This window comes from Serratia sp. TSO36, from assembly GCF_057808395.1.
Map to the genome: position 1 here is coordinate 422,897 of NZ_JBJZOU010000024.1, position 21,743 is coordinate 444,639.

Here is a 21,743-nt window from a genome sequence, read left to right on the forward strand (position 1 = left end):
GTAGCGGTGGCGAATGGCAAGGTCAGAAACAAAAACGCCCCAGAACAGGGGCGATTGATACAAGGAGGCGGCACTGAGGGTGCGACGATTAAATCCAGTCGCCGTTGCGGATCACGCCGACCGCCAGCCCTTCGATAGTGAAATTCTGCTGACGCAGATCGACCACGATCGGTTGGAATTCGTTGTTCTCCGGCAGCAGTTCAACCACGTTGCCGTGCTTTTTCAGGCGCTTGACCGTCACTTCGTCTTCGATGCGCGCCACCACGACCTGGCCATTGCGCACGTCTTGCGTTTTGTGCACCGCCAGCAGATCGCCGTCCAGAATGCCGATGTCGCGCATCGACATGCCGTTCACCCGCAGCAGGAAATCGGCGCTCGGTTTAAACAGGGAAGGATCCACCTGGTAGTGCCCTTCGATGTGCTGCTGCGCCAGCAGCGGCTCGCCGGCGGCGACACGGCCGATCAGCGGCAGCCCCTCTTCTTCTTCCATCAGCAGGCGGATACCGCGCGAAGCACCGGAGACGATTTCGATCACGCCTTTGCGTGCCAGCGCCTTCAGGTGTTCTTCAGCGGCGTTAGGCGAACGGAACCCCAGACGCATCGCGATCTCGGCACGCGTTGGCGGCATGCCCGTTTGCGAAATGTGCTCGCGAATCAGGTCGTAGACCTCTTGCTGTCTGGTAGTTAGTGCTTTCATTCCGCCCCCTGTTTGTTTATACAGTCTTGCTGTGAGTATATACAGGTAAGCGCGGATTGGGAACCGAAGATTAAATAAAAATCAGTCAGTAGGCGCTTTTCGTCAGCCGAAGTGCTGCCATAAGACCGTGCCCCAAACGAACAGCGCGAGCACGATCGCCAGCGACACCGCCGCCGATCCCATGTCCTTGGCCCGGCCGGACAGCTCGTGATGTTCGCTGCCGATGCGATCCACAACCGCCTCGATCGCGCTGTTCAGGATCTCGACGATCATCACCAGCGCTACCGATCCGATCAATAAAATGCGCGCTATCGCACCCACATCCAGCCAGACAGCCAGTATGATAGCCAGGAGGGTGACCACCAGTTCCTGGCGGAACGCCGCTTCGTGCTGCCAGGCGGCGGAAAGCCCTTTATAGGAGTAGCCGGCGGCCTTAATGATGCGGGTCAGGCCGGTTGCTTGGTTTGCCATGTTTTCGTGCCTTTCTCAGAGGTCGGTCATAATAAAAAGAGTCTAGAACAGTCCGCGCTGACGGCTCTCGGATTTCGAACACCACAGATCTGCTACCCGGTTTCTGGTATGCTTGCGGCGCATTGCTAACAAGAGGCTTCACGTTGTTATGTCAGGTTGGCGTAAAATTTATTATAAAATATTGAATTTACCACTTAAATTGTTGGTAAGAAGTAAGGTCATCCCTTCAGATCCGGTTACCGAGCTAGGGTTGGATCCCTCACGGCCGATTTTGTATGTTTTACCTTACAATTCCAAGGCGGATTTGCTGACGCTGCGCACCCAGTGCCTGGCGCAGGATCTGCCCGATCCGCTCAACTCGCTGGAGATCGACGGCACCGTGCTGCCGAGCTACGTGTTCATTCACGACGGCCCGCGCGTGTTCCGCTATTACACCCCGAAAGAAGAGTCGGTAAAGCTGTTCCACGACTATCTGGATCTGCATCGCAGCAATCCGGATCTCGACATTCAGATGCTGCCGGTTTCGGTGATGTTCGGCCGCTCACCGGGCCGCGAAGGCCACGGTACGCCGCACCTGCGTCTGTTGAACGGCGTGCAGAAATTCTTCGCCGTGCTGTGGCTCGGCCGCGACAGCTTCGTGCGTTTCTCCAACACCGTTTCGCTGCGCCGCATGGCCACCGAACACGGAACGGATAAAACCATCGCGCAGAAACTGGCGCGCGTGGCGCGCATGCACTTCTCGCGTCAGCGCCTGGCCGCCGTGGGCCCGAGCCTGCCGGCCCGTCAGGATCTGTTTAACAAGCTGTTGGCGTCCAAAGCGATCGAAAAAGCGGTCGAGGACGAAGCGCGCAGCAAGAAGATCTCGCATGAGAAGGCCCAGCAAAACGCCATCGCGCTGATGGAAGAGATCGCCGCCGATTTCTCCTACGAAACCGTGCGCCTGTCCGACCGCGTGCTGAGCTGGACCTGGAACCGGCTGTATCAGGGCATCAACGTCACCAACGCCGAGCGCGTGCGCCAGCTGGCGCAGGACGGCCACGAGATCGTCTACGTGCCCTGCCACCGCAGCCACATGGACTATCTACTGCTGTCCTACGTGCTGTATCACCAGGGCCTGGTGCCGCCGCACATCGCCGCCGGCATCAACCTCAACTTCTGGCCGGCCGGCCCGATCTTCCGTCGCCTGGGCGCGTTCTTCATCCGCCGCACCTTCAAGGGCAACAAGCTGTACTCGACGGTGTTCCGCGAATACCTCGGCGAGCTGTTCACCCGCGGTTACTCGGTGGAATACTTCGTGGAAGGCGGCCGTTCCCGCACCGGGCGCCTGCTGGAGCCGAAGACCGGCACCCTGTCGATGACCATCCAGGCGATGCTGCGCGGCGGCACCCGTCCGATCACGCTGGTGCCGATTTACATCGGTTACGAGCACGTGATGGAAGTGGGTACCTATGCCAAAGAGCTGCGCGGCGCCACCAAGGAAAAAGAGAGCCTGCCGCAGATGCTGCGCGGCCTGCGCAAGCTGCGCAACCTGGGCCAGGGTTACGTCAACTTCGGCGAGCCGCTGCCGTTGACGGCTTACCTCAACCAGAACGTGCCGCAGTGGCGCGAGTCGATCGATCCGATCGAAGCCCAGCGCCCAAGCTGGCTGACGCCGACGGTCAACGATCTGGCCGGCCAGATCATGGTGCGCATCAACAACGCCGCCGCGGCCAACGCCATGAACCTGTGTTCCACCGCGCTGCTGGCCTCGCGCCAGCGTTCGCTGACCCGCGAACAGCTGATCGAACAGCTCGAGTGCTACCTGCAGCTGATGCGCAACGCGCCTTACGCGCGTGACGTCACCGTGCCGACGCAAACGCCGGACGAGCTGCTGGATCACGCGCTGAACATGAACAAGTTCGAGGTGGAGAAGGACAGCATCGGCGACATCATCATCCTGCCGCGCGAGCAGGCGGTGCTGATGACCTATTACCGCAACAACATCCACCACCTGCTGGTGCTGCCATCGCTGATCGCCAGCATCGTGATGCATCACCGCCGGGTATCGCGCGCCGAGCTGCTGCGCCAAATCGGCATGATCTATCCGATGCTGAAAGCCGAGCTGTTCCTGCATGACGACAAGGAACAGCTGCCGGAGGTGCTGCGGCCGGTGATCGACGAGCTGATCCGTCAACAGCTGATCTGCGACAAAGGCGACGAGCTGGTGCTGAACCCGGCGCGCATTCGTCCGCTGCAGCTGCTGGCCGCCGGGGTGCGCGAAACCCTGCAACGCTACGCCATCACCATGTCGATCCTCAGCGCCAACCCGAGCATCAACCGCGGCGCGCTGGAGAAAGAGAGCCGCATCATGGCGCAGCGTCTGTCGGTGCTGCACGGCATCAACGCGCCGGAATTCTTCGACAAGGCGGTGTTCTCCACCCTGGTGGCGACGCTGCGCGAAGAAGGCTATATCAACGACAGCGGCGATGCGATCCGCGAGCACACCCTCGAGGTGTACAACATGCTGAGCGATCTGATCACGCCGGAGATCAAGCTGACCATCGAAAGCGTCAACATGCCGGAAGAAACCAACGCCCTGCCGCAATCCGATGCGGAAGAAGAGAAAGACGAGTGATTTCGCCCGGCGCGGAAACACAAAAGGCACCCTCGGGGTGCCTTTTTTCTTGCGGAAGGGAAGCGTTACGTCGGCAGATAGCTCAGCGCGATGCCGATGAACACCACCAGCCCTACATAGTTGTTCTGCAGGAAGGCCTTGAAGCAGGCCTCGCGCTCGCGGCCGGCGATCTGTTTCTGCTGGTGAATGAACAGCGCGCCCGCCAGCAGCAGTGACCAGTAAAACGCCCCGCCGAGCTGCGCCAGATAACCGACCCACACCAGCAGCAGCAGCGTCGCGAACTGCAACAGCCCGACGATCAGCTTGTCATAACGGCCGAACAGGATAGCGGTGGATTTGATGCCGATCTTCAGGTCATCGTCGCGGTCGACCATCGCATACAGCGTGTCGTAGGCCACCGTCCAGCAGATGTTGGCCAGCAGCAGCAGCCAGCAGCTGAGCGGCAGCGATTCGCTGACCGCCGCATAGCCCATCGGAATGCCCCAGCCGAACGCGGCGCCCAGCACGAACTGCGGCAGGTTGGTCACCCGCTTCATGAACGGGTACGCCCAGGCCAGCGCCAGCGCCGCCAGCGACAGCCAGATGGTCATCGCATTGAGCGTCAACACCAGGCAGAACGAGATCAGCACCAGCACCACGAACAGCACCTTGGCCTCTTTCGCGCTCACCCGGCCGCTCGGCATCGGCCGCCCGGCGGTGCGTTTCACGTAGCCGTCCACCGCGCGATCGGCGTAGTCATTCACCACGCAGCCGGCGGCGCGCATCAGGAACACGCCGAGCACGAACACCAGCAAAATCGACAGCGGCGGCACGCCTTTCCCGGCCAGCCACAGCGCCCACAGCGTCGGCCACAGCAGCAACAGCGTGCCGATCGGTTTATCAATGCGCATCAAATGGCTGTAAGCCCGCCATTTACTTTGAGTCACGCTTCCCTCCAAGGTCTTGCTCTCCTCTCTTATGCAGGAACCGCTGAATACAGCGGCGAAGCCGGTAAAAACAGTTCGGTCAGCAACAGCGGTTTGCCCGCCAGCCGCAGCCGTGAACGGCGCGCCCACAGCGCGTCCTGTCGGCCGATATGGATATAGTCGCGGGTCAGCTCGCCGCTGCTGAACAGGTAGCGCCCCAGCGGCAGCGTGCCCAGATCCACCAGCGCCTGGTCGGGGCCGGTCAGCGTATTTTCCGGGATCACCGTGCGCCCCAGCAGCCAGGGCTGGTCATCGCCCAGCAGCACCACTTCGCGCAGCCAGTAGCGCGGGCTGTCGGGCAGGTGCTTCGCCTCGTCGCCCAGCGCCTCGCGCGTGACGAAGCATTCGCGCTGCGGTTCGACGCGCACCTGGGCGCAATGGCGTTCAAATCGGCGGGTCATGGAGCCTAACTCCATCAGCCAGTCGCTGACGGTGGCGGGCGCCGGAGGATCCTGTTCGGACAACCACTCCAGCGGCGGCAGGATGGAATCCCTGATGCCAGACATTGCTTTACTCCTCGCCTGAACCGCAGCCGGTAAGGCGCGCCAGACGATACAAACTGTTAACAGGCCCCCATTGTAGCGCAGAAATGCGAAAGCGGCAGGCTGATTCGTGGCGAAAACGGCAGGCCTATCGGCCGGAAAAACCGGGGTTCTGTCATCTTTTTGCCATCCGTATTCTCTATCTTCGTTCCCCGGCACGATGACGATTCTGTGATCGCCTGCAAAGTTTCATCTTTGTCGCGTTGTTTTATCTACGCGCGTAGATACTCTGACACCGCAGCGTTGAATCGCCATGCGTCCGACATCATTTGTCGGCACACCTTTGTTGCCGGCACCAGGGAAACCATCTTTAACCGCGCCCCTCCAGGCGCAGAACAAAAGAGGATAGCACCGTCATGAGCGAAACAACGCTTGCCACTCCACAGACCGCCGACGCCGCGCTGGCGGCCGATGAACGCCTGGCAACCAAAGAGGGGCGCAGCCAATTTTGGCGCGCCACCTTCTCCTGCTGGCTCGGCACCGCCATGGAATACGTCGACTTCGCGCTGTACGGCCTGGCGGCCGGCATGGTGTTCGGCGATGTGTTCTTCCCCGAGGCCACGCCGCTGGTCGCTCTGCTGGCCAGCTTCGCCACCTACTCAGTCGGTTTCGTCGCGCGGCCGATCGGCGCGCTGGTGTTCGGCTGGATTGGCGATCGCAAAGGCCGCCGCGTAGTGCTGATCACCACCGTGGCGCTGATGGGCATTTCCACCACGCTGATCGGCCTGATCCCGTCCTATGCGCAAATCGGCGTCTGGGCGCCCACCTGCTTGGTGATCCTGCGCTTCGCGCAGGGGTTCGGCGCCGGCGCGGAGCTGTCCGGCGGCGCGGTGATGCTGGCGGAATACGCGCCGGCCAAGCGGCGCGGGCTGGTGGCCTCGATCATCGCCATCGGCTCCAACAGCGGCACCCTGCTGGCGTCGCTGGTATGGCTGCTGGTGCTGCAGCTCGACAAGGAAGATCTGATGAGCTGGGGCTGGCGCATTCCGTTCCTCGCCAGCATTCTGATCGCCGGGGTGGCGCTGTACCTGCGCCGTCACGTGCGCGAAACGCCGGTGTTCGAGCGCGAGCTGCAACAAAACCACCAGCGCATGCTGGACGCCGCTCAGGCCGCGCCGGACTCACGCAGCTACCTGCAGCGCACCAAAGCGTTCTGGGTGATGCTCGGCCTGCGCATCGGCGAAAACGGCCCCTCCTATCTGTGCCAGGGCTTTATCGTCGGCTACGTCGCCAAGGTGCTGATGGTCGATAAATCGGTGCCGGCGCTGGCGGTGCTGATCGCCTCGCTGTGCGGTTTTCTGGTGATCCCGCTGGCCGGCTGGCTGTCCGATCGCTTCGGCCGCCGCGTCACCTACCGCTGGTTCTGCCTGCTGCTGGTGCTGTATGCCTTCCCGGCGTTCTGGCTGCTCGACAGCCGTGAACCGGCGATCGTCATCTCGGTGATCGTGGTCGGCATGTGCATCGCATCGCTGGGGATCTTCGGCGTGCAGGCGGCCTACGGCGTCGAACTGTTCGGCGTGAAGAACCGCTACTCCAAGATGGCGTTCGCCAAGGAGCTCGGCTCGATCCTCTCCGGCGGCACCGCGCCGCTGATCGCCACCGCGCTGCTCTCCGGCTTCGGTCACTGGTGGCCTGTCGCCGCCTATTTTGTTGTAATGGCGGGCATCGGCTTAATCACCACCTTCTTTGCTCCCGAAACCCGCGGCCGCGATCTCAACCTGCCGCAGGATGCCGCGTAGCGAGAAGGCGAACAGGATCTCAATTTGGATAATCACTCCGCGCGACGCGTTACCCGCGCCGACGTGGCCCGCGTAGCGGGCACCTCCGTCGCCGTGGTCAGCTACGTGATCAACAACGGCCCGCGCCCGGTGGCGGAAGCCACCCGGCTGCGCGTGCTGGCGGCGATCGAGCAGACCGGCTACCGGCCGAACGACATCGCGCGGGCGCTGGCCTCCGGCAGCACGCAAACCTACGGGCTGGTGGTGCCGGATATTTCCAACCCGTTCTTCGCCACTCTGGCGCGGGCGCTGCAGCAGGAAGCCTTCAACCGCGGCCGCGTGCTGCTGCTGGGCGACGCCGGCGACGATCGTCAGCGCGAGTATGAGCTTATCAACAACCTGCTGCGCCGCCAGGTCGACGGCCTGCTGTACACCAGCGTCGATCGCCACCCGTGGTTCGATCTGATCCGCGCTTCCGGCACCCCCTGCGTGATGATAGACACCATCGACAGCCAGGCCGGCGTCTGCGCCATCCGCGTCGACGAGCGCGACGCCGCCTGCCAGGCGACCCGCCATCTGCTGCAGCACGGCTATCGCGACATCGGCATTTTTATCGGTCCGCTGACCATGCTCAACGCGCAGGATCGCCTGAACGGCTGGCGCGATGCGCTGCTGGAGGCGGGCATCGCGCCACGCGACGCGTGGATTTTCGAAGCGCCCTACACCCGCCAGGGCGGTTACCAGGCCACCCAGCGCCTGGTGCAAGGCCCGCGCCCGCGCGCCGTTTTCACCTCCAACGAGCAGCAGGCGCTCGGCTGCCTGTCGGCGCTGGCGGAGCATGGGCTGCGCGCGCCGGACGATCTGGCGCTGATCTGTTTTAACGGCACGCAACAATCCGAATTCAGCGTGCCGCCGCTCAGCGCGGTCGAGCAGCCGATCGACGCCATGGCCAAGCGGGCCATCGCCATGCTGGCCGCCGGCGCCGCGCCCGCCGAGCTGCATGAATTCGCTTTTCAACTGCGCATCCGCCGTTCGTGCGGCTGTTAGCGGTTTTTCAGGACACCTTATATGCGTTTAATCATTGATTGCGATCCCGGCAACGGCGTTCCCGGCGCCAACGTCGACGACGGCCTGGCGCTGGCCCTGGCGCTGGCGGCCAAACCGCAGCTGCAGCTGGAGTTGATCAGCATCGTGGCCGGCAACACCCCGCGTGAAGTGGGCTTCGCCGTCGCCACCGATCTGCTGGCGCAGAGCGGCTATCAGGTGCCGGTCGCCCTCGGCGCGGCGCGCGCCCTGAGCGAACCGCCGGAGCCGTGGCGCGCACACCTGGACCGCCCGATCGCCGATCCTAAGCTGGCGGCGCTGTGGCGTGACCTGCCCGCGCCCTCGCTGGCCAACGCGCCCGCGCCGGACGCCGCCATCGCCATCGGCGAACTGATCTGCCGGCATCCCGGCGAGATCACGCTGGCGGCGATCGGCCCGCTGACCAACGTTGCGCACGCCATGCAGCTTTACCCGCAGATGGCGCAGGCGGTGAAAGAGATCGTGATCATGGGCGGCGTGTTCAACGTTGAGGGATATATCAAGGACACCAATTTCGGCCTGGATCCGGAAGCGGCGCGGCTGGTGTTGAACAGCGGCGCCGCTATCACGCTGGCGCCGCTGGATGTCACCACTCAGACCATGCTGACCCAGGCGGATCTGGCCGCGTTGACCCAGCCGGATACCCCGCTGTGCCGCTATTTGCGCGCCACGACGCAGCCGTGGATCGACTATTCGCGCCATACGCGGCGCCTGCCGGGCTGCTGGATCCATGATGCGCTGGTGATCGCCTGGCTGCTGGCGCCGCAGCTGGTCACCACCGAGATGTTTCATGTGGATGTGGCGCTGGAAGGGGCGTTGACGCGCGGCAGCTCACGCCGCTGGCGGCCGGACAGCCTGCGCCTGACGGTCGGCATGCCGGCGCCGCAGGGCAAGCCGGTGCGCGTCATGCAGCAGGTGGACAACGCCCGTCTGTTGGCGTTGATCGGCGCAACGCTGGCCCGCGGATGAAAAAAGGTGCGCCAAAGCGCACCAATCATCGAGCCAGCATCGGCAGCGCCGGGTGTTACCCCTTGCCTTTAACGCTGCTGATAAACATTTTACGCGCGGTGGTCGAGCCCAGTTTCTCGGCCTCATTCATCAGCTTCAGCGCCTTGTCGATATCGCCCGCCTTCACCGCCTGCTTGATGCCGTTATTGAAGTAGCTTTCGGTATCGTTGAGCATCGGCTCCGCCGGTTTCTCCGGCGCTGGCGCAGGCGCCGCCACGGCGGCCGGTGCGGTCGAGCCCACCACCACCGGCGCCACGGTCGGCGCAGGCTGCAGCATGCCGATCATCACGTTGCCGGTGCCCTGTTCCGCGGTGACCTTAAGCTTCAGCGTGCCGGTCGTCGCGTGGCCGGCGATCGGATCCGGGATATCCGGCACCGCGTTGCCCACGCCCTGCGCGTAGGCCTTGGCCGGGTTGGTCAGCTGCGTGGTTTTCGCCAAGTCCTGGCGGGTGGTGTACACCAGCAGGTAAATCTGTTTTTGACCGAGCGCCGGCGTCAGTTTCAGCGTGCCTTCGAGGCGATCGGAGGACATCGCCCCCGGCGGCTGATACGGGAAATAGCTGCTCGGGTAATACGCCGCCGGGCGCAGATGCTCATCCAGCACCAGCACGCTCGGCGCGTACAGCGAATTGTTTTTGGCGAGGCTGCTCAGCGTCACTTCCAGCGAACCGCGATCGGCCGGCAGCGTATAGGCGGCGATCGCCCCCTGAATTTCGCCCTGATTGAGCTGCGGGCTGACGGCGTCGAGCTTCACCTCTTGCGACACCGGCGGCTGCAGCGGCTGCCACGGCAGGCTTTGCAGCGTGGCGGCGCTGATGGCCGGCGCGACGGAAACGTTGGCCGGCGTGTCGGCGTTGGCCGCCAAAGGCGCGCCGACGGTCAGCGCCAGCGACAGGCAGAGTGACAGCAGATTCTTTTTCATCGTTATATCCTCTTTCAGCGCCGCGGCGGATCAGGCAAGAGATCCGGCCGCGGCGAATGCGGTTGGGGGAGAGCCGGTGGCCCTCCCCGCCCTGTCGTCGTTACCACCAAATTTCCATCTGGGCGCCGAAGGTGACTTCGTCATCCTTGCCGCGGCTGAAGGTATGCATGCTGGTGTCGTTGTAAGCGGTGCCGGTGTTATACCCGGTGTCGTCACCGGTGGCGTAGCCCCACTTCTCATCCCACTTGGCGTAGGTGGCGAACAGACGGATGGCCGGACGCGACCAGATGCTGTTGCCCGCCTGCCACTGCTGCGCCAGGGTCACTTTATACTGGCCGTTGCGATCGCCGGTGCGCTGGGATTTGACGTTGTCATAGCCGGCTTCCAGCAGGGTGCTCATGATCGGCGTCCACTTGTACATCGGGCGCACGCCCACGGTGTACCAGGTGGTGCCGTTGTTGTTGTCGCGGTCGATGTCCTGGAACATGGCGACGTACATCAGCGCCCATTGATCGTTGAAGTCGATGGCGCCGTGATCCAGCACGCGGATCATCTTGCCGTTGTTATCGATGGTGGCGCCTTCGTTGCGGCCGTTGTTCTGCGAGGTCATCGAGTCGGTGGCGTACTGCAGCACGAACTTGTTGTAACCGTTCAGGATGCTCTGCGTGTGTTCCGCGGTGAACATCCAGCCGTCTTTGCTGGCGCCGTCGGCCAGGCGATAGTTATCCTGCGCATTGGCGCGGCCGTAGTCCACGCCCAGCTCCAGGGTGCCGCCCGGGTTCAGCTCCAGGCCGGCCAGACGCAGGTCGAAGGTGTCGTTGACGGTCGGGCGCTGTTTCCATTCGTTATCCAGGTAGCCGTAAGAGCCGCCGGATTCGGAGTTGCGGGTCACGGCGGCGGACAGCTTGCCGAAGCCCAGATCGATGTTTTCCAGACCGGCGCCCGGGCCGGAGATATCCCAGTAGTAGAAGTCGATCATGTGAACGTCATGACGCTGATAGAAGCGCTTACCGGCCCACAGCGTGGAGCCCGGCAGCCAGTCGATCAGGTTTTTACCCTGCACGTTGACTTCGCGGAAGCCTGGGGTCACGTCTTCCCAGTCGGAACGTTGCGAGACCGAATAGGCCAGGTTGGTGTCGAAATAGAAGCTCTTGTCGCCTTCTTTCCACACTTCCTGCCCCAGTTTCAGTTCGGCGTAGGTTTCGCATTCGTTGCCGAGACGGTATTTGCTCGCGGCACCGGTGGCCTTGAAGCACTGTTGCTCACCGCCGCTGCCGGTCCAGCCGATGCCGGAACGGGCGTAACCGTGAAAATCCACGGCCAGCGCCTGGGTAGAGAGAACACCGGCGGCGACAGCCAGTGCCAGAGGAAGTTTGCGCAGAGTAGTCATCATTATTCTCCTGTTATACCGACTTTGATGCTTTAAACGCCCGGCTCCTGGTGCAGCCGTTTACATGCCGTACCGTCTTCACGGAACAGGTGGCAACGATGAGGCGGCAGGCCGATGGCGAATGTGGCACCTTCTTCTACCAGCACCACGTCATTCTGGCGGTACACCAGGTTTTGACGGATGGCCGGGATTTGGATGTGGATTTGCGTCTCGTTGCCGAGCTGCTCCACCACCTGTACGTCGCCGGTAAGCCGCACTTCTGAGGCTTCGCCGGGCAGCAGATGTTCAGGGCGAATGCCCAGTGACAGGTTGGCGCCGGGCTGAACGCCCTCGCCTTCCACCGGCAGCCAGACCAGCTGGCGGTTGGGCAGTTCGACCTGCACCTGTTGCGGCTGCGCCGCGGTCACCTTGACCGGCAGGAAGTTCATCTTCGGCGAGCCGATAAACCCGGCGACGAAGCGGTTGGCCGGGTAGTGGTACAATTCCAGCGGCTTGCCGACCTGCGCCACGCGACCGGCGTCGAGCACCACGATCTTGTCGGCCAGCGTCATCGCTTCGACCTGATCGTGGGTGACGTAAATCATGGTGCGCTGCAGGCGCTTGTGCAGACGGGAAATCTCGATGCGCATCTGCACCCGCAGCGCGGCGTCGAGGTTGGACAGCGGTTCGTCGAGCAGGAACACGTCCGGCTCGGCCACCAGCGTGCGGCCGATCGCCACGCGCTGACGCTGCCCGCCGGACAGCGCCTTCGGCCGCCGATCGAGCAGGTGCGCCAGCTGCAACACCTCGGAAACCTGATTCACCCGTTGATTGATTTCCGCTTTCCTGGCGCCGGCCAGCTTCAGGCCGAACGACATATTGTCCGCCACCGACAGGTGCGGATACAGCGCGTAGGACTGGAACACCATGCCGATGCCGCGCTCGGAAGGCGGCACCTCATTCATGCGTTTCTCGCCGATCAGCAGGTCGCCGGAGGTGATGTCCTCCAGCCCGGCGATCATGCGCAGCAGCGTCGATTTACCGCAGCCCGACGGCCCGACAAACACCACAAACTCGCCGTCTTCGATGGTCAGATTGACGTCTTTGGAAATCACGGCCTCACCGAAGGCCTTATAAACGCTGCGCAGTGTCACGCTAGCCATGCGTTACTCCCCTGCTTTCGCAGTTAACATGTCGTGTGAAAATGGCGGAGGCAAAGCCCGCCAAAACCCATTGATGACCCTCTTGCTGCGCGCCGTGCTGCCATGCCAACGGCAAGGTCGCCTCAGACGGCGCGGCCGCCTGAGTATAAGGCTGCAGGTTTATCAGCGCTTCAAGGCATTGATCCTGATGGGTAATAAGTAAGCGCACCACGCCGTCCCGCTGGCTGATCGCGTTCAATTCGCCGCGCTGGATGAGCGGCGAACGGCGCAGGGCCAACAGCGCCTGGCAGTAACGTAAGGTGGAGTGGCTGTCGTGCTGTTGGCGGCTGATGGCCAATGCGCGGTGTTCGATCGCCACCTGTTGATACCAGCTGATTTCGCCGGCGGTGACCTGTTCGGGGGCTTCATGCCACGGCATCGGCGTTTGCGCGCCGCGCGGATCCTGCAGCCCGGCGGCATGCGGCAGCCCCAGCTCCTCGCCCTGGTACAGGCAGATCGGCGCCGGCAACATCGCCAACAGCGTCAAAAAGGCGGCGGCGGAACGCAGGTCGCCCTGCCCCCAGCGGCTGACCACTCTTGGCTGATCGGCATCGCCGGTGCTCCACAGGCTGTCCGCCAACGTGGCGCGGCGGGCGTGCAGCACCGCCACCAGCTTCTCCGCGCTGAACGGCATCACGTCCAGCGCCAGCGCGCCGTGGACGAACCGCTGTGGCGCAACGGCATTGCGAACGCGGTTGGCTTCATCGCCATACCACAGCGTCAGCCCTTCGGCCGTCACCGTCGCCTCGGCCTCCGGCGCCAGCGTCTGCGGCAGCAACAGGCCGTCGATCGACAGCGCTTTCAGGTACGGCAGCGCCGCCAGCATGCCGTGCGCGTCGCCCACGCCGTCCCCGTTTCCGTCACGGAAACTGGCCGGATGGATCCGGTACAGGGTGGGCTGAGTGGCGATAGGCATTGACGACATAAATCCGGTATCCCTGCTGCGCGTGGCGTTAAAAATCAATGGGCCGATAGTGCGGGAGTCGCCGGAAAGGGTAATCATCCGTAACAGGATTTTTCATGGGGGAGGAGGCGGGAGGATGAGAGAACGACCGCGGCGATGAGAAGTTCCGCGCTTAAGGCAAATCTGTGATCCGTCTGGCAAAAATCGCCCCCCTATTTTGTGCCTGACGCCACAGAATAGAGCGCAACGTTAACTGGATCACACTCCTCATCTCAGGGGCGTAGAGGGGGGGAGGATGAGAATATGTCGCGTTGTGACCCACTATTACCGCGAAACGTCACTCCTTGATTTATGTGCTCACAAAAAGAAGGACTGGATTATGACTCGCAGCATTACCCTCGCCCGCACGCTGGCGCTCTCGGCACTGGCCACCCTGGTGCTCTCTTCTTCCGCCTTCGCCAAGATCGAGGAAGGCAAACTGGTTATCTGGATCAACGGCGACAAGGGCTATAACGGCCTGGCCGAAGTCGGCAAGAAATTCGAAAAAGACACCGGCATCAAGGTCACCGTCGAACACCCGGACAAGCTGGAAGAAAAATACCCGCAGGTGGCCGCCACCGGCGATGGCCCTGACATCATTTTCTGGGCTCACGACCGCTTCGGCGGCTATGCGCAGTCCGGCCTGCTGGCCGAAATCCACCCGTCCAAAGCCTTCCAGGACAAGCTGTTTCCGTTCACCTGGGACGCCGTGCGTTATGACGGCAAGCTGATCGGCTACCCGATCGCCGTCGAGGCGCTGTCGCTGATTTACAATAAAGACCTGGTCAAACAGCCGCCGAAGACCTGGGAAGAGATCCCGGCGCTGGACAAGCAGCTGCGCGCCAACGGCAAGAGCGCCATCATGTGGAACCTGCAGGAACCCTACTTCACCTGGCCTATCATCGCCGCCGACGGCGGTTATGCCTTCAAGTATGAAAACGGCAAATACAACATCAAGGATGTCGGCGTCGCCAACGCCGGTTCGCAGGCCGGCCTGCAGTTCATCGTCGATCTGGTGAAAAACAAGCATATCAACGCCGATACCGATTACTCGATCGCCGAAGCCGCGTTCAACAAAGGCCAGACCGCGATGACCATCAACGGGCCGTGGGCCTGGAACAACATTGAGCAGAGCAAAATCAACTACGGCGTGACGCTGCTGCCGACCTTCAAAGGCAAACCGTCCAAGCCGTTCGTCGGCGTGCTGACCGCCGGCATCAACGCCGCCAGCCCGAATAAAGAGCTGGCGACCGAGTTCCTCGAGAACTACCTGCTGACCAACGAAGGGCTGGCGGACGTCAACAAAGACAAGCCGCTGGGCGCGGTGGCACTGAAGTCCTACCAGGAAACGCTGGCCAAAGATCCGAAGATCGCCGCCACCATGCAGAACTCGCAAAACGGGGAAATCATGCCGAACATCCCGCAGATGAGCGCCTTCTGGTACGCCGAACGCAGCGCGGTGATCAACGCCGTCAGCGGCCGTCAGACGGTGAAAGCCGCGCTGGACGACGTGCAGACCCGCATCACCAAGTAACGACGTCGTGCGGGGTGCCACGGTGCCCCGCCGTTGCTTCACAGAAAGGAACGCCCTATGCAATTCGCTCACGCCGGGACGCCTGCGCGTAAAAAATCGAAGTGGTGGCAAAGCGACGCGCTGAAATGGCTGGTGGTCGGCCTGTTCAGCCTGGTGACCTGCTACCTGATTGTGTTGATGTATGCACAGGGTGAATACCTGTTCGCCATCCTGACGCTGATCCTGGTCAGCGCCGGGCTTTACGTCTTCGCCAACCGCCGCGCCTACGCCTGGCGCTATGTGTATCCCGGCGTCGCCGGCATGGGGCTGTTCGTCCTGTTCCCGCTGATTTGCACCATCGCCATCGCCTTCACCAACTACAGCAGCACCAACCAGCTGACCTTCGAGCGCGCGCAATCGGTGCTGATGCAGCGCCAGTTCCAGAGCGGCAAAACCTTTACCTTCGGCCTCTACCCGGCGGAAAACCAGCAGTGGCGCCTGCAGCTGACGCCGCCGGACGGCGAAGCACCGCTGATCTCCGAGCCTTTCCGCCTCGACGCCGCCGCGCTGCAAACTCTGAAACTGACGGCGCAGAGCGCCGCGCCGCAGGGCGAGCACGCCACGCTGCGGGTGATCACCCAAAACCGGCAGGCGCTGAGCCAGCTGGTGGCGCAGCTGCCCGACGGCGGTGAATTGCGCATGAGCTCCCTGCGCCAGTTCTCCGGCACCCGCCCGCTGTATGCACTGGACCAAGACGGCAGCACGCTGACCAATAACCAGACCCAGGTGCGCTACCGGCCGAACGGCGACACCGGCTTCTATCAGGCGATCAACGCCGACGGCGGCTGGGCGCAGGAAACCCTGAGCCCGGGCTATACCGTCACCACCGGCTGGAAAAACTTCCTGCGGGTGCTGCAGGACGAGGGCATCAAAAAGCCGTTCGTGTCGATCTTCATCTGGACCATCGTGTTCTCGGTGATGACGGTGATCCTCACCGTGGCGGTCGGCATGGTGCTGGCCTGCGTGGTGCAGTGGGAGGCGCTGAAAGGCAAGGCGATCTACCGCGTGCTGCTGATCCTGCCCTATGCGGTGCCATCATTCATTTCGATCCTGATCTTCAAAGGTTTGTTCAACCAGAGCTTCGGCGAGATCAACATGATGCTCAGCCATCTGTTCGGCATCAAGCCGGCCTGGTTCAGCGATCCGCTCACCGCCAAGAGCATGATCCTGATCGTCAACACCTGGCTCGGCTACCCGTACATGATGATCCTGTGCATGGGGCTGCTGAAGGCGATCCCGGACGATCTGTACGAGGCCTCGGCGATGGACGGCGCCAACCCGTGGCAAAACTTCTTCCGCATCACCTTACCGCTGCTGATCAAGCCGCTGACGCCGCTGATGATCGCCAGCTTCGCCTTCAACTTTAACAACTTCGTGCTGATCCAGCTGCTGACCAACGGCGGCCCGGACATGATCGGCACCACGACGCCGGCCGGCTATACCGATCTGCTGGTCAGCTACACCTACCGCATCGCCTTCGAAGGCGGCGGCGGGCAAGACTTCGGGCTGGCGGCCGCCATCGCCACGCTGATCTTCCTGTTGGTGGGCGCGCTGGCGATCCTGAATTTGAAAGCCAGCAAGATGAACTTCGATTAGGGAGAATGACGATGGCCATGGTTCAACCCAAATCCCAGCGCCTGCGCCTGTGGATCACCCATATTTTGATGCTGTGCTTTATCGCCCTGATCATGTTCCCGCTGCTGATGGTGGTCGCCATCTCGCTGCGCTCCGGCAACTTCGCCACCGGCAGCCTGATACCGGAAACCCTCTCCTGGGATCACTGGCGGCTGGCGCTCGGCTTCAGCGTCACCCACGCCGACGGCAGCGTGACGCCGCCACCGTTCCCGGTGCTGCTGTGGCTGTGGAACTCAGTCAAGATCGCGGCGATCACCGCCATCGGCATCGTGACGCTGTCTACCACCTGCGCCTACGCCTTTGCCCGCATGCGCTTTCGCGGCAAGAGCACGTTGCTGAAAAGCATGCTGATCTTCCAGATGTTCCCGGCGGTGCTGTCGCTGGTGGCGCTGTACGCCCTGTTCGATCGCCTGGGCCAGTACATTCCGTTTATCGGCCTGAATACCCACGGCGGCGTGATCTTCGCCTACATGGGCGGCATCGCGCTGCACGTCTGGACCATCAAGGGCTATTTCGAAACCATCGACAACTCGCTGGAAGAGGCGGCGGCGCTGGACGGCGCCACGCCGTGGCAGGCATTCCGTCTGGTGTTGCTGCCGCTGTCGGTGCCGATTCTGGCGGTGGTGTTCATTCTGTCGTTTATCGCCGCCATCACCGAAGTGCCGGTGGCGTCGCTGCTGCTGCGCGATGTGAACAGCTACACGTTGGCGGTGGGGATGCAGCAATATCTCAACCCGCAGAACTACCTGTGGGGCGACTTCGCCGCCGCCGCGGTGCTGTCGGCGATACCGATCACCGCCGTGTTCCTGCTGGCGCAGCGCTGGCTGGTTGGCGGCCTGACGGCCGGCGGCGTGAAGGGGTAATTTGTGCCACTGCAGTGCGTTTGATGTCTTTTCTTATCTTTTACCCTATGGATTTCAAGTTACAGCGAGTGCAGTCAACAACGCTGTAGCTTGAAAGACGACGGGTAATGATATCCTGTGTCTTCGGCGGCCTTGGGCCGCCATTTTTATCGCTACTCTCGTTTCAACCGGTCGGTATTAGCCAGATAAAGCGTCACCACCAGCACCAATATCGCCGCGGCGTAGATCAGGGTATCGATAGGGTTTTTGTGATCCACGATAATCAAACGAATAATCGCGGTAATGCCAATGTAAATAAAATAGCGCAGCGGGAAATGATAACCCGACTCAAAATACTTGACGATCAAGGCGATAAATTCAAAGTACAGGAAATAAATCACAATGCCTTCAATCAACAGGTAAGAGGACGACTCTTCGCTGTTGATAAATAACACCTTCGCCAGATGGAGGGTTTCCTTGACCAGAAACACCACCAGAATGGCCGCCAGCAGCAGCAAGCCCACGTTCAGCACCCGCTGCAGCCCCTTCGCTATCATTATCGAACGCGACGTTTTTGCCATAAAACCTCTCTCTGAATACCGCGTATATGATTCAACCGTGCCAATATAGGCATTGTCCTAAAAATTCCGCCCCTCGCGAAAGCACTTTAAACCCCATTTAATTCATCACGTTATAATAAGATGTTTCTGACCTATAGATTTGTAGCAAATCGAAATGTCAACTATCATGGGACACAGAGATCTTTACATAAAACCAATAACCTCGAATTAACAAGGGAATTCTTTATGCGCGCTAAACTTAACGGACTGGTCGCTGCGGGCCTGTTTACCTGTGCATTGTCCGGCCACGCCGCCGGCCTGGTAGCCCCTGACAACGATCTGCGTAACGATCTCGCCTGGCTGTCTGACCGCGGCGTCATCAACGTCAGCCTGTCCACCTGGCCGCTGAGCCAGGAAGAGATCAGCTCCGTTATCGCGCAGGCCAAGCCGGTGACCAACACCGAGAAAAACGTTATCGACCGCGTACAACGCCGCGTCGATGCCCTGAAAGCCAACATTCGCGTCAGCGGTTACGCCTCGACCGATAAACCCGGCACCCCGCAGGGCTTCGGCCAAAACGAATACGCCGACGATCGCCTGACCATCGGCGCCGGCGCCAACGGCGAGTTCTGGGACGTGCGTCTGCAGGGCTCGGTGGAAGGCGATCAGCGCGTCAGCGACGGCTCCAAATTCAACATGAACGGCTCCTACGGCGCGGTGAAAATCTGGAACCAATGGCTCTCCTTCGGCGAGGTTTCCCAGTGGTGGGGCCCTGGCTACGACGGCAGCCTGATCCGCTCCGACGCCGCGCGCCCGGTGGCCGGCTTTATGCTGCAGCGCGCCGACCAATCGCCGTTTGAAACCCCGTGGCTGTCGTGGATCGGCCGCTGGCAATACCAGTTGTCCGCCGGCCAGCTGTCGCAGTACGCTGCCGTGCCGGACACCAAGCTGATCGGTGGCCGCCTGACCATGATGCCGACCGACTTCCTGGAGTTGGGCGCTTCGCGCGTCATGATGTGGGGTGGTGATGGCCGTCCGCACTCCTGGAGTTCCTTCTGGGATGGCGTCACCGGCAACGACAATACCGGCGATCCGAAAAACGATCCGGGCAACCAGTTGGGCGGTTTTGACTTCAAACTCAAGCTGCAGCCGCTCATCGGCATGCCGGTCAGCCTGTATGGCCAGATCACCGGTGAAGATGAAGCAGGCATGTTGCCTTCGCATAACGCCTACATGCTGGGGCTTGAAGGCCATCCGGAATGGGGCCCGACCACGATCAACTGGCATATCGAAGGTACTGATACCCGCTCTAACGGCAACGCCAACAACGTGATGTACAACCATTACATCTATCGGGGCGGTTACTACCAGCAAGGTTACCCGCTGGGCCATGCGATGGGCGGCGACGGTCAGATGCTGTCCGGCCGCGTGGAAATGGTGCTGGACGACGGCCAGCGTTGGAGCACCCGCCTGGTGTACGCCAAGGTGAATCCGAACAACCAAACCATCAACCGGGCGTTCCCGCGTTCCGATACGCTGAAAGGCATTCAGCTCGGCTGGGGTTACAGCTTCGATTCTCAGGTTAAATTCGATACCAGCCTGTGGTACACCAACAGCGATCACAGCACCGCCGACGACGTGGGCGCCGGCGTCAGCTTCGAAGTGCCGATCAACCTGTAATTTTTTGCAGACGTAAAAAAACCCGCCGCGGCGGGTTTTTTATTGGCTTCAGCTCAGGCGCTTAGCGCCATTCCTTGAAGCGGTTGATCAGCGCATTGGTCGAGCTGTCGTGGCTGCTGATTTTCTCGCTGCCCGCCAGCTCCGGCAGGATGCGGTTAGCCAGCTGTTTGCCCAGCTCCACTCCCCACTGATCGAAGGTGAAGATGTTCAGGATCGCGCCCTGGGTGAAGATCTTGTGCTCGTACAGCGCGATCAGGCTGCCCAGGCTGAACGGGGTGATTTCGCGCAGCAGGATCGAGTTGGTCGGGCGGTTGCCTTCAAACACTTTGAACGGCGCCACGTGCTTGACCTGCTCAGGGGTTTTACCCTGCGCCGCGAACTCGGCCTCCACCACGTCCAGCGACTTGCCGAACGCCAGCGCTTCGGTCTGAGCGAAGAAGTTGGACAGCAGTTTGGCGTGATGATCGCCCAGCGGATTATGGCTGATGGCCGGCGCGATGAAGTCGCAAGGCACCAGCTTGGTGCCCTGGTGGATCAGCTGGTAGAACGCATGCTGGCCGTTGGTGCCCGGCTCGCCCCAAATGATAGGGCCGGTCTGATAATCCACCGGATTGCCGTTGCGATCGACGTACTTGCCGTTGGATTCCATGTTGCCCTGCTGGAAGTAAGCGGCAAAACGGTGCATGTACTGATCGTACGGCAGAATGGCTTCGGTTTCGGCGCCGAAGAAGTTGTTGTACCAGATACCGATCAGCGCCAGCAGCACCGGCAGGTTCTTCTCCGCCGGCGTTTCGGCGAAGTGCTTGTCCATGGCGTGCGCGCCGCTCAGCAGCTGCTCGAAGTTGTCATAACCGATGGACAGCGCGATCGACAGACCGATCGCCGACCACAGGGAGTAACGGCCCCCTACCCAGTCCCAGAATTCGAACATGTTGTCGGTATCGATGCCGAACTCGGCCACCGCTTTGCCGTTGGTGGACAGCGCGGCGAAGTGCTTAGCCACGTGTTGTTGATCGGCGGCGCTGCTCAGGAACCAGTCGCGCGCGCTGTGGGCGTTGGTCATGGTTTCCTGAGTGGTGAAGGTTTTGGAGGCCACCAGGAACAGCGTGGTTTCCGGGTTCAGCGGCTGCAGCGTTTCGGCGATATGGGTACCGTCGACGTTGGAGACGAAGTGCATGTTCAGGTGATTTTTATACGGGCGCAGCGCTTCGGTCACCATGTAAGGGCCGAGATCCGAACCGCCGATGCCGATGTTCACCACGTCGGTGATCGGTTTGCCGGTGTAGCCTTTCCACTCGCCGCCGATGACGCGCGCGCAGAACTGTTTGATCTTGGCCAGCACCGCGTTCACTTCCGGCATCACGTCTTTGCCGTCGACCAGGATCGGGCTGTTGCTGCGGTTGCGCAGGGCAATGTGCAGCACCGCGCGATCTTCGGTGCGGTTGATTTTCTCACCGGCGAACATCGATTTGATGGCGCCTTGCAGATCGGTTTCTTTCGCCAGCGTCTGCAGCTTCTCCAGGGTTTCCTGCGTGATACGGTTCTTGGAATAGTCCACCAACATTTGGTCGTTGAAGGTCGCGGAGAACCTGGAGAAACGATCGCTGTCCTGGGCGAACAGGTCGGCGATCCGTACGTCTTTCATCTGTGCATAATGTTGCTGCAGGGCTTGCCAAGCAGCGGTTTGACTAGGATTGATATTTTTCATAGCAACACTCTTAGGCTTGAGAATAAAAATGACGCGTTGTCCGATTGTAGCCTGTTCGACTGTGATTATGATCTCTTTTCTTGCGATAGGCGCTAACTGTCAACGCAGTGCCGCCTCGTTTCAGCTTTCACTCTATACTTTTGGCTAACGGCCTGTTATCGGGGTTGCCGAATTGTCATCAGGCTGTGTCATCGTTGCTTATTTCGTCATT

Annotated in this window: 18 protein-coding genes; 8 read left to right on the top strand and 10 right to left on the bottom strand. The window is 61.4% G+C overall.

Translation table 11 applies throughout. The annotated features are described in order from the left end of the window. Positions 1 to 88: 88 nt before the first annotated feature. Positions 89 to 697 carry a transcriptional repressor LexA gene (lexA, locus tag ACK3CV_RS22725; RefSeq protein ID WP_004936736.1) on the bottom strand — a complete coding sequence of 203 codons (609 nt, stop codon included), beginning with the start codon at positions 695 to 697 and terminating at the stop codon, positions 89 to 91. Between the two features lie 102 nt (positions 698 to 799). Further along, positions 800 to 1,168, bottom strand: a complete 369-nt coding sequence (locus ACK3CV_RS22730; RefSeq protein ID WP_015379225.1) for a diacylglycerol kinase — start codon at positions 1,166 to 1,168, stop codon at positions 800 to 802. Between the two features lie 148 nt (positions 1,169 to 1,316). Between ACK3CV_RS22730 and plsB the strand changes: the two genes are divergently transcribed. Then, entirely contained in the window at positions 1,317 to 3,782 is a 2,466-nt protein-coding gene (plsB, locus tag ACK3CV_RS22735; protein ID WP_033636206.1) for a glycerol-3-phosphate 1-O-acyltransferase PlsB, read from the top strand. 65 nt (positions 3,783 to 3,847) lie between these two features. Here the strand turns inward: plsB and ubiA are convergent, their stop codons facing one another. Beyond that, positions 3,848 to 4,720 (bottom strand): 4-hydroxybenzoate octaprenyltransferase, encoded by an 873-nt coding sequence (ubiA, locus tag ACK3CV_RS22740; protein WP_033636207.1) that lies wholly within the window; start codon positions 4,718 to 4,720, stop codon positions 3,848 to 3,850. 17 nt (positions 4,721 to 4,737) lie between these two features. Beyond that, a complete protein-coding gene (gene ubiC / locus ACK3CV_RS22745; protein WP_033654717.1) occupies positions 4,738 to 5,253 on the bottom strand; it encodes a chorismate lyase in 516 nt (171 codons plus the stop codon). A 392-nt stretch (positions 5,254 to 5,645) separates the two neighbouring features. On the opposite strand from ubiC, the gene ACK3CV_RS22750 reads away from it, so the two are divergent. From ACK3CV_RS22750 to ACK3CV_RS22760, 3 genes are read left to right on the top strand one after another with little or no spacing between them, the layout of a single operon-like run. Further along, positions 5,646 to 7,028 carry an MFS transporter gene (locus ACK3CV_RS22750; RefSeq protein WP_033654718.1) on the top strand — a complete coding sequence of 461 codons (1,383 nt, stop codon included), beginning with the start codon at positions 5,646 to 5,648 and terminating at the stop codon, positions 7,026 to 7,028. Between the two features lie 24 nt (positions 7,029 to 7,052). Continuing rightward, entirely contained in the window at positions 7,053 to 8,054 is a 1,002-nt protein-coding gene (locus tag ACK3CV_RS22755; RefSeq protein ID WP_060427041.1) for a LacI family DNA-binding transcriptional regulator, read from the top strand. Positions 8,055 to 8,075: 21 nt separating this feature from the next. Then, the gene (locus tag ACK3CV_RS22760; protein WP_039569666.1) at positions 8,076 to 9,059 is read left to right on the top strand and encodes a nucleoside hydrolase; all 984 of its coding nucleotides are present in this window, start codon (positions 8,076 to 8,078) and stop codon (positions 9,057 to 9,059) included. A gap of 55 nt (positions 9,060 to 9,114) precedes the next feature. Here ACK3CV_RS22760 and malM read toward each other — a convergent pair whose 3' ends face one another. From malM to ACK3CV_RS22780, 4 genes are all read right to left on the bottom strand, one after another. After that, positions 9,115 to 10,020 carry a maltose operon protein MalM gene (malM, locus tag ACK3CV_RS22765; RefSeq protein WP_164141748.1) on the bottom strand — a complete coding sequence of 302 codons (906 nt, stop codon included), beginning with the start codon at positions 10,018 to 10,020 and terminating at the stop codon, positions 9,115 to 9,117. Positions 10,021 to 10,120: 100 nt separating this feature from the next. After that, positions 10,121 to 11,410, bottom strand: a complete 1,290-nt coding sequence (locus tag ACK3CV_RS22770) for a maltoporin (protein ID WP_033649704.1) — start codon at positions 11,408 to 11,410, stop codon at positions 10,121 to 10,123. 32 nt (positions 11,411 to 11,442) lie between these two features. Continuing rightward, on the bottom strand, positions 11,443 to 12,552 hold the full coding sequence (gene malK, locus ACK3CV_RS22775) for a maltose/maltodextrin ABC transporter ATP-binding protein MalK (protein WP_033636214.1): 1,110 nt from the start codon (positions 12,550 to 12,552) through the stop codon (positions 11,443 to 11,445). Then, positions 12,545 to 13,516 carry an alpha-amylase family glycosyl hydrolase gene (locus ACK3CV_RS22780; RefSeq protein WP_033638605.1) on the bottom strand — a complete coding sequence of 324 codons (972 nt, stop codon included), beginning with the start codon at positions 13,514 to 13,516 and terminating at the stop codon, positions 12,545 to 12,547. Before ACK3CV_RS22780 ends, malK begins: the two co-directional genes overlap by 8 nt. Before the next feature lie 358 nt (positions 13,517 to 13,874). Here ACK3CV_RS22780 and malE point away from each other — a divergent pair, with 358 nt between their 5' ends. Genes malE through malG form a run of 3 tightly spaced genes read left to right on the top strand, consistent with a single transcriptional unit; the run spans position 13,875 to position 17,605 of the window. Next, positions 13,875 to 15,068: a maltose/maltodextrin ABC transporter substrate-binding protein MalE gene (gene malE / locus ACK3CV_RS22785; protein ID WP_033636215.1), complete on the top strand. Its 1,194-nt coding sequence runs from the start codon at positions 13,875 to 13,877 to the stop codon at positions 15,066 to 15,068. Between the two features lie 57 nt (positions 15,069 to 15,125). After that, on the top strand, positions 15,126 to 16,703 hold the full coding sequence (gene malF, locus ACK3CV_RS22790; RefSeq protein WP_103799384.1) for a maltose ABC transporter permease MalF: 1,578 nt from the start codon (positions 15,126 to 15,128) through the stop codon (positions 16,701 to 16,703). Between the two features lie 11 nt (positions 16,704 to 16,714). Further along, on the top strand, positions 16,715 to 17,605 hold the full coding sequence (gene malG, locus ACK3CV_RS22795) for a maltose ABC transporter permease MalG (RefSeq protein WP_021505147.1): 891 nt from the start codon (positions 16,715 to 16,717) through the stop codon (positions 17,603 to 17,605). 152 nt (positions 17,606 to 17,757) lie between these two features. Here malG and psiE read toward each other — a convergent pair whose 3' ends face one another. After that, positions 17,758 to 18,165 (bottom strand): phosphate-starvation-inducible protein PsiE, encoded by a 408-nt coding sequence (gene psiE / locus ACK3CV_RS22800; RefSeq protein WP_033636217.1) that lies wholly within the window; start codon positions 18,163 to 18,165, stop codon positions 17,758 to 17,760. A 225-nt stretch (positions 18,166 to 18,390) separates the two neighbouring features. Here psiE and ACK3CV_RS22805 point away from each other — a divergent pair, with 225 nt between their 5' ends. After that, positions 18,391 to 19,824, top strand: a complete 1,434-nt coding sequence (locus ACK3CV_RS22805; RefSeq protein WP_033636218.1) for a capsule assembly Wzi family protein — start codon at positions 18,391 to 18,393, stop codon at positions 19,822 to 19,824. 61 nt (positions 19,825 to 19,885) lie between these two features. Here the strand turns inward: ACK3CV_RS22805 and pgi are convergent, their stop codons facing one another. Continuing rightward, on the bottom strand, positions 19,886 to 21,532 hold the full coding sequence (gene pgi, locus ACK3CV_RS22810; protein WP_164141750.1) for a glucose-6-phosphate isomerase: 1,647 nt from the start codon (positions 21,530 to 21,532) through the stop codon (positions 19,886 to 19,888). Positions 21,533 to 21,743: the final 211 nt, after the last annotated feature.